Source organism: Blautia sp. HCP3S3_G3, from assembly GCF_052063365.1.
GTDB lineage: Bacteria > Bacillota > Clostridia > Lachnospirales > Lachnospiraceae > Blautia_A.
Genome location: NZ_JBQHXR010000004.1, coordinates 46,830 through 61,804 on the forward strand (window position 1 = coordinate 46,830; position 14,975 = coordinate 61,804).

The window sequence follows — 14,975 nt, forward strand, 5'->3', positions numbered from 1 at the left end:
TGACAAATTCACCCACAGAAAATACCATTCCTGAAAAAGAAAGGCGATTTCCTGTGGGTGATACAATCCTATTCTTCTATATGCTCACGTCCCTGTGCAATAATCGTGCGTACATGATCATCTGCAAGGGAATAAAAAATAGATTTTCCGTCTCTGCGGCTTTTCACAAGCTTATTCTGCTTCAGAATACGCAGCTGATGGGAAATGGCAGACTGTGTCATATTCAGCACATTCGCCAGGTCACAGACACAGACCTCTGCCTCAAACAGTACAAAAAGTATCCGGATTCTTGTCGAATCACCAAACACCTTAAATAATTCTGCCAGATCATATAGCTCCGTTTCCTCCGGCATGGTTTCATTGACAACTTTCAGAAGTTCTTCATGAACTTCCAGCGTATCACAGCACATCGTTTCTTTTCCGTTTGTTTTTGTTATCTCTGTCAATCTGATACCTGCTTTCCTGAAATATAAAAATGAATGGATTCATACCTGCTGACTATCACAGCTTCTTTACAAACAATGTACGAATGGCATTCAGAACCGCAATGACCATAACACCTACATCCGCAAAAATCGCCACCCACATATTGGCAATTCCCAAAGCTCCGAGGATCAAACAGATTACTTTGATTCCAATTGCAAAATAAATATTTTCGTATACGATTCGAAGACATTTTCTTGCAATTCGGATTGCCTTTACGATTTTCAGCGGATCATCGTCCATCAGAACAATATCTGCTGCTTCAATTGCTGCATCCGACCCAAGAGCACCCATGGCGATGCCGATATCTGCTCTGGAAAGAACCGGCGCATCATTGATTCCGTCACCCACAAAAGCCAGTTTTTCTTTGTCACTTTTGCTGTTCAGTAATTCTTCTACCTTTGTGACTTTGTCTGCCGGCAAAAGTTCACTGTATACCATATCCACTCCAAGATCAGCAGCAACCTGCTGTGCTGCTCTGTCTGCATCTCCGGTCAGCATCACTGTCTTTTTGATACCGGATTTTTTCAGCTGCCTGATTGCTTCTTCTGAATTTGCTTTTACTGCATCCGAAATAAGAATATGTCCTGCGTAGGCTCCGTCAATAGCTACATGCACCACTGTTCCTGCCTGATGGCATTCTTTACAGGACAGATTCAGATATTCCATTAATCTGGTATTTCCAACAGCAACAGAGATCCCGTCAACTTTTGCTGTTACTCCTTTTCCGGCAAGCTCTTCCACATCCGACACACGGGATGAATCCAGATCCTTTCCATAAGCCTGTTTCAGACTTCTGCTGATCGGATGACTGGAGAAGCTTTCCGTGAGTGCGGCAAATTCCAGAATCTTTTCCTGTTCCATGGTATTATGATGAATACCGCTCACCTCAAAAATTCCCCTGGTCAGGGTTCCTGTTTTATCAAATACTACATATTTGGTTCTGGCAAGTGTCTCCAGATAATTGGAACCCTTCACCAGAATCCCGGCATGGCTGGCACCTCCGATTCCTGCAAAAAAGCTGAGAGGAATACTGATCACAAGGGCACATGGACAACTGATTACAAGAAATGTCAGGGCTCTGTAAACCCAGTCCCCCCATTGCGGAGAAGCTCCGAGGAACAGCCTTGCCAAAGGAGGCAGGACAGCCAGTGCCAGTGCGCTGCAGCAGACAGCCGGTGTATAATATCTGGCAAATTTGGAAATAAAATTCTCAGATTTTGATTTTTTGGAACTGGAATTTTCAACCAGATCGAGAATCTTCGATACTGCAGATTCGCCAAATTCTTTTGTTGTTCTGATCTTGAGCACTCCTGTCATATTAATACAGCCGCTGATAACCTCATCTCCCGGCTCTGCATCACGCGGAAGACTTTCTCCTGTCAGAGCACTTGTATTCAGAGTCGTTCTTCCCTCTGTCACAACTCCGTCAATCGGAATCTTTTCGCCAGGCTGTACCACAATCATACTTCCAATTTCTACTTCATCCGGGTCCACTTTCTCCAGATGTCCCTCTCTCTCAATATTGGCATAATCAGGGCGGATATCCATCAGTTCGCTGATATTCTTCCGGCTCTTTCCCACCGCATAACTCTGGAACAGTTCTCCGATCTGATAAAACAGCATAACCGCAACGCCTTCTTTATAATCACCAAGAAGTATCGCACCGACAGTAGCTACTGCCATCAGGAAATTCTCATCAAATACCTGTCTGTTTCGGATTCCTTTGATTGCTTTTTTCAGTATATCGTAACTGATGACGAAATACGGTATCATAAACAAACCGAATTTCAGATATCCATCAACTGGAAGCATTGAGAATACGACCACAAAAAATGCTGCCGCAATAATGCGTATCAAAACTTTTTTCTGTTTCTTATTCACAGTAACACCTTCTCTCCTGCATGGCAGGGCTTTCTATCGTGTAATGGTACAGAAAAGAATGCACGTCAGATCGTAAGGCATTCCCTGTACAGATTCTTACAGGAAGATTTCACAGTCATCCTCTACTTTTTTACAGTTTTTCAGAACTTCCTGCATAACTGTCTTGGGCTCCTGACCTTCCTCAAATTCTACAATCATTTTCAGAGTCATAAAATTCACCGTTGCATTTTTTACACCTGCTGTTTTCTTTGCTGCTTCTTCCATTTTGTTCGCGCAGTTCGCACAGTCTACCTCAATTTTGTAAGTTTTTTTCATGATTCTTGTTCTCCCTTCGTGTTTATATGAACATGTATTCATATGTTTGTTTTTATTATATCATGATTTTTTATATTGTCAATCTGTTTTCGCATTTATTTATTGTACAAAAATTTTTATTTCATTTGTTTTCCATTTTTTCATTCATTATTTTTTTATATTACAGGAAAATGCGGAGCACTTTCCTGTAATATAAAAAAATACACGGACATATTGTTATTGTCCATTCCGTTCATAACAGCCTTTTTCCATGAGCGGAACATCTACATCTTCCAGTTGTTTTTCGTCCTTTAATTCATAAACAAAGGTATCATCCAAATGCTGTCTGATCACTTTTTTTCCTCCTGTGTCTCCTTCAAGCTCCATCAGTTCCCGATAATATGTCTTCCTGAATATACAGGGATTTCCTGTTTGTCCTTCCTGTCCAGAAGCAGGACAGCCAATTCCTTTTCCTGAACGGAAAAATGCCCGGATCATGTTTTCTATGGTCCGGGCTGTCATCCATGGCTGATCCGAAACCGCAAACAGACAGGCATCTGCATCCTGGTTTTCTCTCAGTCCGATTTGTATGGAAGAGGATATTCCTTCCTCAGGATGTGGATTGATGAGTACCTGAATTTCTTCCTCCGACGCATATTTCCGGATTTCTTCATACTGTGTCACAACAATCACCTTACATTCAAACTCCTGTGAAAGATCAGCTTTTATCTGTTTCAGACGATCCAGCGTAATCTGATACATCGGTCTTCCATCCACAGGAAACAGCAATTTATTCGATCCAAAACGTCGGCTGTTTCCTGCAGCCAGCATAATCAGTGCAATATTCATTCCTCTGCCTCCTCAATACTTCCACAGGATGCAACAATCTTTTTCTGCTCCAGTTCTTCCAGAATGTCCTCTGCCATCTCCGGGTTATCAAGAATGTCTGCTTTGTTCAGATACACCCGGTAAACACGATCTTCCACATTCTTCAAAAGTCCGCAGATAGAGGAAGTAATCTTCACGATATCCTCCTGCGTAATGGGTGCCTCCATACTTTTTCGGAGAAATTCCGCCGTACGTTCCATCCGGTGAGCTGTCTCACGAATGGGTTTCCCAAGACAATCCAACCCTACCACACTGATCACAACATCTGCGAATTCCGGAATGACCGGTTCCCATTCCTCAGGAACCTTGATCGGCATATGTTTTGCGCCATCTGCTTCAATGAGCATCACATTACAGAATTGCTTCAACTCCATCAATTTATTTTCCGAAAGACTGCTGATCTTACCGTTTTCCTCTCTGTGCGCAGCAACCGTGTATCCGTATTTTTCAAGATTTTCACGAACAGTTTCCGAAACACCATCCGGAGCAAAAGGACGATGAGGTTCATAAGCCATATGAGTCGTTGTAGAAACAATGACCGTTTTGCCCTGTTCTGTCAGTTCTTCAGTCAGCCGAAAAATCAGGCTGGTCTTTCCTCCGCCTCCTACGACAGCAATCACAGGGTATCTGTCAACATCTAACTGCAATAGTTCCAGAAAACTCTCCAGATGTTTCATCCGGGCAGCACCCCCTTAGAAATGATAATTTCCAGCACTCCGCCGGCAATACAGCGTGCCTTGTCAGATATCGTATAACAGTTTTGTTTTTCTTCCTTTCGCGGATCAATATCTGCAATTTTCATGCCCTGAAACACTTCATAACCATCATGAATGATTCCCCGAAGAACGCCTGTAAGAGAAGCAGCAACGGGAGTATTTCCGATCATGGCAATCGTCTGTCCTTTTTCCACCAGATCCGCAATGTTTGAAAGATTCCGGATTCTGCCGGAAACCGGAGCATGTATCACCCTCTCTTTCCCGTAGCCTCCTATGATTCCCGGGATTCCGGTATTGGGAATTGCAGCACCGTTTCGAATTATTCGCCCCAGCTGATGTCCTCGTTTTGTCTCCACGACAAAATCGACATCCTTCCCTGCTTCAAATCCCGGCCCCAGCGCAATGGTCAATGGAGCCATTTCTCTTGAAGTTCCCAGATTTTTTTTGGCAAGAATCGCATCAATCACAACTGCCGGATGAAGAGCCGGAATGACAGAAGCATCTTCATCGACAAGCAATGGGATTTCTCCCTGCTCCCATATTTTTTCACATTCTTCCGTGCCTGAGATTCTCCGGCAGACAACTCCTTCTACCTCTTTTATTCCGTCATACACAGCATCGCAAAAGGCGACCTCACGTCGGATCGCACTTGGTTTTTCACATTCCAGAATCAGTATACGGTAACCACACTGATATAATTTATAAATTACTCCACTGGCCAGGTCTCCGCCGCCGCGGACAATTACCAGATTCTGCTGTCTCATACCTCTGTCCCTTCCATTTTTATGTTTCATCCTTTTTCTCAAAGTTTTCATCCATCACTTTTTCCACTGCATTGATAATATTATGGTATCCGGTGCAGCGGCATAAATTACCGGACATCTGTTTTTTTATTGCTTCTCTGGACAGTTTTTCTCCTCTTTCAAGAAGAACCGTCGCAGACATTACAAAACCAGGCGTACAAAATCCACACTGAATGGCGCCTTCTTCAATAAAAGCTTCCTGAATTCTCGTTAATTCTCCGTTTTTTTCCAGCCCTTCCAGCGTTCTGATATTTTTTCCCTCTGCCCAGACAGCAAGATAAATGCAGGAATCTATAGTTTCCCCGTCAACAATGACTGTACATGCGCCGCATTCCCCGACTTCACAGCCTTTTTTTACGGATGTCAGGCCCAGACGATTGCGCAGCATTTCCAGAAGAGATTCCCTCACATCCACATACTCTGCCACTTCTTTTCCATTAACGGTACATTGTACCAGCTGCATCTGCTTTTTCATGACGGATCACCTCCTGCAAGTTCTATGGTACGAATCAGCGCACGTCTGGCGATTTCTCCGCCAATCTGAAGGCGGAATTCTCTGGATGCTCTCCAGGAATCTCTCGGATGGATTTCCTCACGTACCATTTTTTCAATTGTGTCATACAGTTCTTCTCCAACAGGCATTCCCTTCAAAGCAGCCTCTGTTTTTTCACAGCGGAAAGGAACCGGAGCCGCCACACCGAACGTAATCCGGATATCTTCCAGAATTCCCTGAGAAACATCTGTTTTACTCACAACACTGCAGCTCAATGCAGCAATATCCATGGCGTTTCTCATGGAATACTTGATGTAATGCCCATAATATCCCATATATTCCCGTTCAGGGATCACAATATGCGTCAGAATCTCACCCGGCTGAAGGTCTACTCTGCCCGGTCCGAGATAAAACTGTCTGATCGGAACGGTTCTTCCCCCTTTTCCGTCAGACAGACGAAGCATAGCGTTCAGAGAGAAAAGAGTCGGCACACTGTCTGCACTCACTGCTCCATTACAGATATTTCCTCCAAGCGTCCCGATATTGCGCACCTGCGGACCGCCTACCTGATCTACTGCTTCACCAAGTACAGGAATCCATCTCTGAATAACAGGATCATTCGTAATGTGAGAAAAGACGGTTCCTGCTCCAATATAAATATCCCCGGATTCCATCCGTTCGATACCTTTGATTTCCCTGATATCACGGATACATACGAGAGAAGTCCCGGCAAATTTTCCTTCACGGATCTTTATGAGTACATCACTTCCACCGGAAATAATTCTGGCATCCGGATGCTCTTTCAGAAGTTCCACTGCTTCTGCAATGGTCCCTGCATTATAGTAATTTTCGATATCATACATGAAAACTTCCTCCTCTCTACAGTAATCCGGCTTTCTGAAATCCTTCGATCAGTCTCTGCGGAGTCAGCGGAATTTCAGAAAATGCAACTCCGGTTGCATGTAGAACTGCATTTCGGATTGCCGGTGCACACGGAATAGCAGGTGGTTCTCCAAGCGCTTTGTTTCCATAAGGTCCCATCGGATCCTCCAGTTCCACAAAATCCGACTTCAGATCCGGTGTATCCAGGGCAGTCATCAATTTATAATCCAGAAGTGTTCCGTTTAACGGTCTTCCTGTTTTTTCGTCAAGAAGAAGCTGTTCACTGAGTCCATAGCCCATTCCCATGGACATTCCTCCATGAACCTGCATCTCGGCAAGCTGCGGATTGATCAGCTTTCCGCTGTCATGCACATTGATAATATTCAGAATCCTGATCTTACCGAGCTTGATATCCACTTCCACTTCGGCAAAACAGCAGCCTGTGGCGATTGTGTTTTTTTTCACCTGCGTGGAAACCTCTGCTGTGATCGCGGAAGAATTTGTGAGACTGTAGTAACTCTCCAGTGCCACTTCCTCCAGCGAGATCACCGGTTCCTTCTCCGCATAAATATAACCGTGATCCAGAGAAAGTGCTCTTTTTTCATTTGGCAGAAGTGTTCTGGCATAATCCAGGATTTTCTGATACATCAGTTCCGCACACTGACGGACCGCAGTACCTGTCACAAAGGACTGCCTGGAAGCATAAGCACCAGTATCAAACGGTGTAACATCGGTATCCTGGAAAGACTGGATATGAATATCTTCCACATCCATATGCAGTGTTTCTGCCGCCATCTGGGAAAATACCGTATCTGCTCCCTGTCCGATTTCTGTTGCACCAAGCTGAAGCTGCATGCTTCCATCCTGATTGAGTACCAGACGGGCGCCTGCAATTTCCAGAGAGATCGGCCAAACTCCGGTTTTATAACAAAACAGAGACATTCCGACTCCTCTGCGGATAAATCCTGTCTGATTGGCATATTCCTTTCGCTTTTCATCCCAGTGAATGTAATCCGCACCTTTTTTCAGACATTCAAAAATACCATTGGTATTCGCTGCAATCGGTTTCAGATAAGCATCTTCATAATATCCCTCGATCAGATTCCTTCGCCGGAATTCCAGCGGATCCATATGAATCTCTGCGGCAATATCATCCATAAAGCATTCTATGGCAAACGCAGCCTGTGGAATTCCATAAGCTCTCATTGCACCGCCAACAGGAGTATTGGTATAAACCGTGTATGCTTCTCCCCGGATATTGGGACATGCATACTGAAGCCGCCATGCAGTCAGACCATTTGCCGCAATCGCATGACCGTGGGATGCATAGGCACCCTGATTGGAATAGGCCATCATATCTTTTGCCAGAAGGTGCCCTTCTTGATCGACACCTGCAGTCAGGTCATATTCAATGGAATGACGGGTCCGCGTATTGCAGAACGTCTCTTCTCTGCTGACATCCAGTTTTACAGGACGCCCGCCTACCTGTGTTGTCAAAAATGCATTCAAAGGCTCATAAAGAACATCCTGCTTATTGCCGAAACCTCCTCCGATGTATGGCTTAATGACCCGGATTTTTCCCCATGGGATGCCCAGAGCCTGACCGATGACCCGCCGTACAATGTGAGGAATCTGAGTGGAGGTAACTACTACAATTCTTCCCTTTTCCATATAGGCATAGGAAATGGGATTTTCAATATGACAGTGCTGAACGATCGGAGTCTTATAACTGCGTTTTACCACCGTATCTGACTGCTTCAGCCCTTCTTCTACATTTCCGATAAAATAATTGCTTCGCGCCAGAACATTATCTTTTTTGTCAAAATGAATCGGCGGGCGGCTTCCGTACATGGATTTTCTTGGATGAATCTCCACCGGGTATTCTTCATACTCTACTTTGATCAGTTTCAGCGCACGGGAGGCAGTCACTTCATCCTCTGCCACGACTGCCGCAATATCATCGCCGTAATAGCGGATTCTTCCTGTCAGAAGATTTCGGTCTGCAATATCCTGATGCGCCAGTTCCACTGACCAGGGGTGTCCGGGAGTAGGATAACAATGATCCGGTACATCTTTAAAAGTCACTACTTTTACAACCCCGTCCAGAGCTTCTGCTTCCGTTGTATCAATGGATTTCACAATCCCGTTTCCGATCTTTGCATGATAAACTTTTGCTGTCAGACATTTGTCAGGAATCAGGTCATCGGTAAATTTTGCACGTCCCGTGACCTTGTCATATGCGTCAACTCTTGGAACACTTTTTCCAACCATATACCCACCTTCTCTTTCAATATTTCGCAGTCAGAATCCCTCTCTGGTCAATAATTACATGACGAGGGCATTTCACTGCACACATCCCGCAGCTCAGACAGAGGGTTTCGTCAATCACAGCAAGATTTTCCCGGACTGTAACTGCTTCCGCCGTACAGATTTTTTTGCAGATTCCGCAGCCGATACAACTGACCGCACACTGCTTTCCCGCTTCTTTTCCCGGTTTTTTATTGGAACATTTCACTACCATGTAATTCGCACAGTCATGAATCCTGATCACCTGTCTCGGACAGACCTTCACACATTTCCCGCAGGCAATACAGATATTTTCATCGATTTCTGCCACACCAATCTCATTGATATGAACAGCATGCAGTCTGCAGGCCTCCTGGCATTTCTCGCATCCGATACATCCATACTCACATCCGGAAGATTCTTTTACACGGCATCCTCCATTACATGCCACTACGGCTGCCCGAAAAGGGAATTTCTTCTTCGCCATGCTCACTCCCCCTTTCTTTCATAGGGTGTACCGTGAATCGGAAGACTGGTTCTGCGCTGACCATCCAGCCGGAAATAAGCATCCGCAATGGCAGGCGCTGTTGGGATGGAAGTAATTTCTCCAATCCCGATTGCACCGCAGGCCACATTCAGTCCCGGTTTGTCGACCACGATTGCTTTGATTTCCGGAATCTCATGAGAACGGAACAGACCAAGAACACCGTATTTTTCTGTTGGTTTCAAATTATCATCAATCGGATACCGTTCCCGCAATGCATATCCCATGGACATCACAACGCCGCCTTCAATCTGCCCTTCACAAGACAGGGGATTGATTGCTTTTCCCACATCATGCGCAGCAACCATTTTCTCAATTTTTCCTGTCTTCGGATCCAGGACACACATCTGCGTTGCATATCCGTAAGCAACATGAGAAACCGGATTCGGCACATCCGCACCCAGAGGATCTGTTTTTGCAAGATATTCGCCTCTGAATTCTGTTCCGACCAGGTCTTCCAGAGTTTTTCCTTCTATTCTTGCTTCCATAAACTTTTCACAGGCCCGTCTGCAGGCTTCACCAGTGACCAGAGTCTGTCTGGAACCGGAAGTCGTTCCGGAATCCGGGGCAAGCCAGGTATTGCTTCGTTCATAAACCACTTCTTCTCTTTTCAGATCCGTATTCGTGACCACCATCTGCACAAGAACCGTCCCAAGTCCCTGTCCGATACAGGAGGCACCGGAATAGATATGTAATTTTCTGTCTTCTTCCACCAGCAGCCTTACGCGCCCCCAGTCAGGGATTCCAACACCTACACCTGCGTTTTTCATAGCACAGGCAATGCCCACCGGTTTTCCGGCTTTTGTGGCACTGTCATATTCATCTCTGACTGCCAGAAGAGTTTCGGCAAGTCCTGTGGATTCATCAACAATCTGTCCATTCGGCAGAACGCCTCCCGGTCTGATCGCATTTCTCCATCGGATTTCCCACGGACTGATCCCGATTTCATCTGCCATCATATCCAGAAGCGTCTCTGTGGCAAAACAGGTCTGTGTTACACCAAAGCCACGGAACGCTCCGGCAGGCGGATTGTTCGTATAATAGGAAATTCCTTCTATTTCAAAATTTTCATAAGCATACGGTCCTGCTGCGTGGGTACAGGCGCGTTCCAGTACAGGTCCCCCGAGAGACGCAAATGCACCTGTATCGGAAAGTACTTTTGCTTTTACTCCCATGATTTTTCCATTCTCATCACAGCCCATGGTAAAGTCCATCTCAAAATGGTGTCTCTTGGGATGGATCAGAATGGATTCTGCTCTGGTGAGGCGTACCTTTACCGGTCTTCTGGTATGATAAGCCAGCAGCGCCGCATGATGCTGTACGGTCATATCTTCTTTCCCGCCGAACCCTCCGCCGACCAGGGCATTTTCACATCTCACATCGTCTGTGCCAAGCACCATACTGCATTCGTTCTTCGTACAGTAGGCAGACTGATCAGTCGAGATAATTTTTACAAAGCCATCGTCTTCCATATAGGCAACTGCGCATTCCGGTTCCAGAAACGCATGCTCTGTCCAGGGTGTTTCAAAATGACGGCTGATCACATGTGCAGATTTCTGAATTGCTTCCTCTGCATTTCCCCGTTTTACATATTTGTGTGCCTGCATATTGGTTGCTTCCTCATCAAACACACGTGGGGCATCATCTGCAGATGCCTCTGCAATATTATGGACTGCCGGCAATACTTCATATTCCACTTTGATCAGCTTTTTCGCTTTTTCCACAGTTTCCATATCTTCCGCAGCTACCAGAGCAATGGCATCTCCAAGATAATGTGTCAGGCCGCCCACCGGGATCATGGTATACTGATCGTGTTTGATATGACCGATTTTATTTTGTCCCGGAATATCCTGTGCAGTCAGAACTGCCACAACTCCGGGAAGTGCTTTTGCAGCGGATGTGTCCACAGACAGCACTCTTGCTCTCGGATATCTGCTTCTTAACGCGGAGCCGTAACACATTCCCTCCAGGTAATAATCATCCGGATATTTGCCGGTACCGCAGACTTTTTCTTTCACATCCAGTCTGTGAACACGGGACCCGATTTTCCAGTCATCCGCACCGGGAGAGGGAATTTTGCCTTCCCTCATTATTTTTGCGGCAAGCTTTACAGCGGCAATGATTTTGACATAACCGGTACAGCGGCAGTAATTATTTCTCAGTGCATATTTGATTTCTTCTTCTGTCGGATCCGGGTTTTTGTCCAGAAGCGCCTTCGTGCAGAGTACCATTCCCGGAATGCAAAAGCCGCACTGTACCGCTCCCGCCTCACCATAAGCAAAGGTAAAGACTTCTGTCTCCCAACTGGTCAGCCCCTCCACTGTGATAATATGTCTGCCCTCCAGCATGTCTGTTGCAGGCACACAGGACTTGCAGATTTCCCCGTCAATGATCACGGTGCATGCACCGCACGCTCCCTGACTGCATCCATCTTTCACAGATGTCAGATGAAGCTCATCCCGCAAGAACCGCAAAAGTGTCTGTTTTTTTTCCGTTGTCTGTTTTTTCCCATTTACATAAAATGAATACATACGATCACCTACCCGTCTGTTCCGGTCAAATTACAAAACGCTGTACAAGTAAATCGATCCAAAATAACTACACCGGATCACTTACGAACCGATGTATTAGAAACCGAGGCCGGTCCTATGTTACCAGCCTCGGCTCTTCAATCATTCAAATTCCTGTTATGTCTTTCACTGTGTGATTTTCAGCAAATATCCGTAATCATCAATCACCGCACAGATCAGCCTGCGAAGACCTTCATATAATTTGTCAGAAGGATCGTCTGCTTTGCAGTCTGTAATGGTTCCAAGGAAACGGACTTTGCATGTTTTTGATGCTGCATCGATAACTGCAAATCCGTCATTCTGACTTTCTGCCATATCTGCTTCATTTGCAAACAGAGTAAATTTATCTTTGTACGGAGCACTTACATACGGACAAAAACTCCTGCAGTTTCCGCATTCATTACACATATAATCTACATGAATAATCTGATTCATTTCCATACCAGGCACTCTGATGGAAATATTGGCTCTGTTCGGACAGACATCTACGCAGTTCTCACAGACTCTGCTGCAGTTCAGACAACGATCGCTTTCTTTATCCGCCTCTCTGCTCTCAGCCAGGATCCCCTTTTTGGCAAAGCATTCTTCATTGCTGCCAGACACATCCTGATTTCTCACTACATCCATACCAAGAATTGCTTTGGCAACGATCTGTGCATCACGAATCGCTTCCACAATCGTAGCAGCACCTCCCGCACCATCACCTGCCAGATAAATACCGGGAAGATTTGTTTCCAGTGTTGCCGGATTCAGCTTCGCTCTGCCGCGCTCGTTCACATGAATTCCATTCCTCTCATAGAACTGTACCGGAACTTTTTCACCAACTGCCGCGATTACGGTATCTGCCGGAATCGCTACGATTTCATCCGTTTCCGTCACACTGGCACGGCCGGATGCATCCATCTCTCCAAGCTGCATTTTCCTGCAGAATAATTTGCCGTCTTCATGGCTGAAAGGGGTCAGAAGCTCTCTCAGCTCAATTCCTTCCTCAAGGACTTCCAGAAGTTCCTCTTCTGCTGCCGGCATATAGCGCTTCGTCCTTCTGTATACCAGACTGACATGTTCCACGCCTTTTGTACGTTTTGCTGCTCTAGCCGTATCCATAGCCGTATTTCCGCCGCCTACCACGACTACATTTTTTCCAAGATCTACGTTTCCATTATTTGCCTTATACTCTGCGAGGAATTTCAGTGCATTCACTGTTTCTCCCTTGGTAAGGCGTACCGCACCCGGAACGTTGGCACCGGCTGCAAGAATGACAGCATCATAGCCTTTGGATTTCAGTTCTCCCACAGATGTGATTTCCGTGTTCGTTTTTATTTCCACGCCCATTTGTTCAATAAAGGAAATATCCTTGTCAATGGCTTCATCGGAAATACGGAATCCTGGAATTACATAACGGATCACGCCTCCCAGTTTCGCCTCTTTTTCAAAAACAGTCACAGACGCACCGGCTCTTGCCAGAAAATAGGCGCTAGCAATTCCGGCAGGACCGCCTCCGACTACAGCTGCTTTTTTCCCGTTCTTTTCTCCGGCTCTGATTTCACCGATTACCGTATCATAACCGTTCTGTGCAGCCAGAAGCTTCGTGCCGCGGATGTTTACAGACTCTTCATAGAAATTACGGGTACATTTATACATACAATTGTGTGCACACAAGGTTCCGGTAATAAACGGGAGCGCATTTTTTTCCAGTATAATGCGCAGCGCATCCGCATAGCGGCCCTCTCCTGCAAGTTCCACATAATTTGGAATATCCTGATGAATAGGGCAGCCTTCCTGACAGGGTGCCGTGAAACAGTTCAGAAGCGGAACTTCCTGATCACTCTTCCTGTTCGGAAGAGGTTTGATATTTTTCAGATGATGCTTATCTGTTCTGGCATCTGCTGCAAGCTGTTCCAGTGCCTCTACATCAATACCTTTCCACTCTTTCATCCCCTGTTTCATGATCTTGTCCGCCATCTGGGAAAATCTCTGATATCCGCCGGGCTTCAAAATCGTAGTGGCTACTGTAACAGGCCATACCCCGCATCCGGTAATACGGTCAATGTTATAGTAATCAGCTCCGCCTGAATATGCGATACGAAGTTTGCCGTCAAAATCTCTGGAAAGTTTTGCTGCCAGTGCAATCGATAACGGGAACAGAGATTTGCCTGACATGTACATTTCTTCACTTGGCAGCTCATTTCTTCTGACATCTACCGGGAACGTATTGGTAATTTTCACACCGAACGACAGTCCCAGTTCATCCGCCAGCGCCTGCAGACGACGTAACATCGGAACCGCGTCTTCATACTGAAGATCATCCAGGAAATGGAAATCACCGAATGCAATATAATCATATCCCATATCATCCAGAGTCTTTCTTGCAAATTCGTATCCAAGAAGTGTCGGATTACATTTGATAAATGTATTCAGATGTTTCTCTCTGTACAAATGGTTCGCAATGCTCTCGATTTCATTCGGCGGGCACCCGTGAAGAGTGGATATCGTCGCGGAATTACAAATATTGGAAGGAATTGCCTCAATATCTGCCTCTGTCACCTTTTCAAAAAGATCTGTATGAGCAAGAAGCCATTGCCTGCATTCCTGAAATACATCCGTATCCTTTGCCTCTTTCATGTTTTCAATAAAGGCATCCATCTTTGGTTCTTTGATTCCTGCCAGATCATATCCGACAGAAATATTGAACTGGAATCCATCTGGATCTCCAAGTCCGAACTCTTTTGCCATCACATGGAGAATAAACCAGGCTTTTATGTATTCGCCCATTGCCTGCGGTACATATAATTCCGTAGACCACTCACAGTTATAACACTCATCCTCTGCCAGAATACACGGCCGGTTAATACAGGCGGCAAGTTCCTCGCCGTCCATCTTCTGTACCGTTTTCAGCTCAAAAAAACGTGCTCCGGCATAATAGGATGCAATAATATTCTGTGCAAGCTGTGTATTCGGCCCTGCTGCAGGTCCAATGGGAGTCTCCAGTTTTCGTCCGAAAATCTCCATTTTTGATGAAGGGTCTGCTGTATAAGGTCTGTGTACTCCAAATACAGTGCCTTTCGTCCTGTGCTCGGTAAGCACCCATTCCATCAGCTGCCCAAAAGGCATACAGGTCATTTTTTCGCTCAT

General features: G+C 45.6%; 12 protein-coding genes. All 12 read right to left on the bottom strand.

The features are described from left to right. Positions 1 to 68: 68 nt before the first annotated feature. On the bottom strand, positions 69 to 410 hold the full coding sequence (locus ACTNEW_RS06390) for an ArsR/SmtB family transcription factor (RefSeq protein ID WP_441059354.1): 342 nt from the start codon (positions 408 to 410) through the stop codon (positions 69 to 71). A 91-nt stretch (positions 411 to 501) separates the two neighbouring features. Next, the gene (locus tag ACTNEW_RS06395; protein WP_441059182.1) at positions 502 to 2,367 is read right to left on the bottom strand and encodes a heavy metal translocating P-type ATPase; all 1,866 of its coding nucleotides are present in this window, start codon (positions 2,365 to 2,367) and stop codon (positions 502 to 504) included. 96 nt (positions 2,368 to 2,463) lie between these two features. Continuing rightward, positions 2,464 to 2,682 (bottom strand): cation transporter, encoded by a 219-nt coding sequence (locus ACTNEW_RS06400; RefSeq protein ID WP_441059184.1) that lies wholly within the window; start codon positions 2,680 to 2,682, stop codon positions 2,464 to 2,466. 216 nt (positions 2,683 to 2,898) lie between these two features. Next, positions 2,899 to 3,510 carry a nucleotidyltransferase family protein gene (locus tag ACTNEW_RS06405; protein ID WP_441059186.1) on the bottom strand — a complete coding sequence of 204 codons (612 nt, stop codon included), beginning with the start codon at positions 3,508 to 3,510 and terminating at the stop codon, positions 2,899 to 2,901. Then, on the bottom strand, positions 3,507 to 4,226 hold the full coding sequence (yqeC, locus tag ACTNEW_RS06410) for a selenium cofactor biosynthesis protein YqeC (protein ID WP_441059188.1): 720 nt from the start codon (positions 4,224 to 4,226) through the stop codon (positions 3,507 to 3,509). Before yqeC ends, ACTNEW_RS06405 begins: the two co-directional genes overlap by 4 nt. After that, on the bottom strand, positions 4,223 to 5,029 hold the full coding sequence (gene yqeB / locus ACTNEW_RS06415) for a selenium-dependent molybdenum cofactor biosynthesis protein YqeB (protein WP_441059190.1): 807 nt from the start codon (positions 5,027 to 5,029) through the stop codon (positions 4,223 to 4,225). Before yqeB ends, yqeC begins: the two co-directional genes overlap by 4 nt. Before the next feature lie 19 nt (positions 5,030 to 5,048). After that, entirely contained in the window at positions 5,049 to 5,543 is a 495-nt protein-coding gene (gene xdhC / locus ACTNEW_RS06420) for a xanthine dehydrogenase subunit XdhC (RefSeq protein WP_441059192.1), read from the bottom strand. After that, the gene (gene xdhB, locus ACTNEW_RS06425) at positions 5,540 to 6,424 is read right to left on the bottom strand and encodes a xanthine dehydrogenase subunit XdhB (RefSeq protein ID WP_441059194.1); all 885 of its coding nucleotides are present in this window, start codon (positions 6,422 to 6,424) and stop codon (positions 5,540 to 5,542) included. Before xdhB ends, xdhC begins: the two co-directional genes overlap by 4 nt. 16 nt (positions 6,425 to 6,440) lie before the next feature. Next, entirely contained in the window at positions 6,441 to 8,714 is a 2,274-nt protein-coding gene (gene xdhA / locus ACTNEW_RS06430) for a xanthine dehydrogenase subunit XdhA (protein ID WP_441059196.1), read from the bottom strand. 16 nt (positions 8,715 to 8,730) lie between these two features. Continuing rightward, on the bottom strand, positions 8,731 to 9,216 hold the full coding sequence (locus tag ACTNEW_RS06435) for a 4Fe-4S binding protein (protein ID WP_441059198.1): 486 nt from the start codon (positions 9,214 to 9,216) through the stop codon (positions 8,731 to 8,733). Between the two features lie 2 nt (positions 9,217 to 9,218). Then, complete coding sequence (gene xdh / locus ACTNEW_RS06440; RefSeq protein WP_441059200.1) at positions 9,219 to 11,804, bottom strand: selenium-dependent xanthine dehydrogenase; 2,586 nt, start codon at positions 11,802 to 11,804, stop codon at positions 9,219 to 9,221. A 165-nt stretch (positions 11,805 to 11,969) separates the two neighbouring features. After that, the gene (ygfK, locus tag ACTNEW_RS06445; RefSeq protein WP_441059202.1) at positions 11,970 to 14,975 is read right to left on the bottom strand and encodes a putative selenate reductase subunit YgfK; all 3,006 of its coding nucleotides are present in this window, start codon (positions 14,973 to 14,975) and stop codon (positions 11,970 to 11,972) included.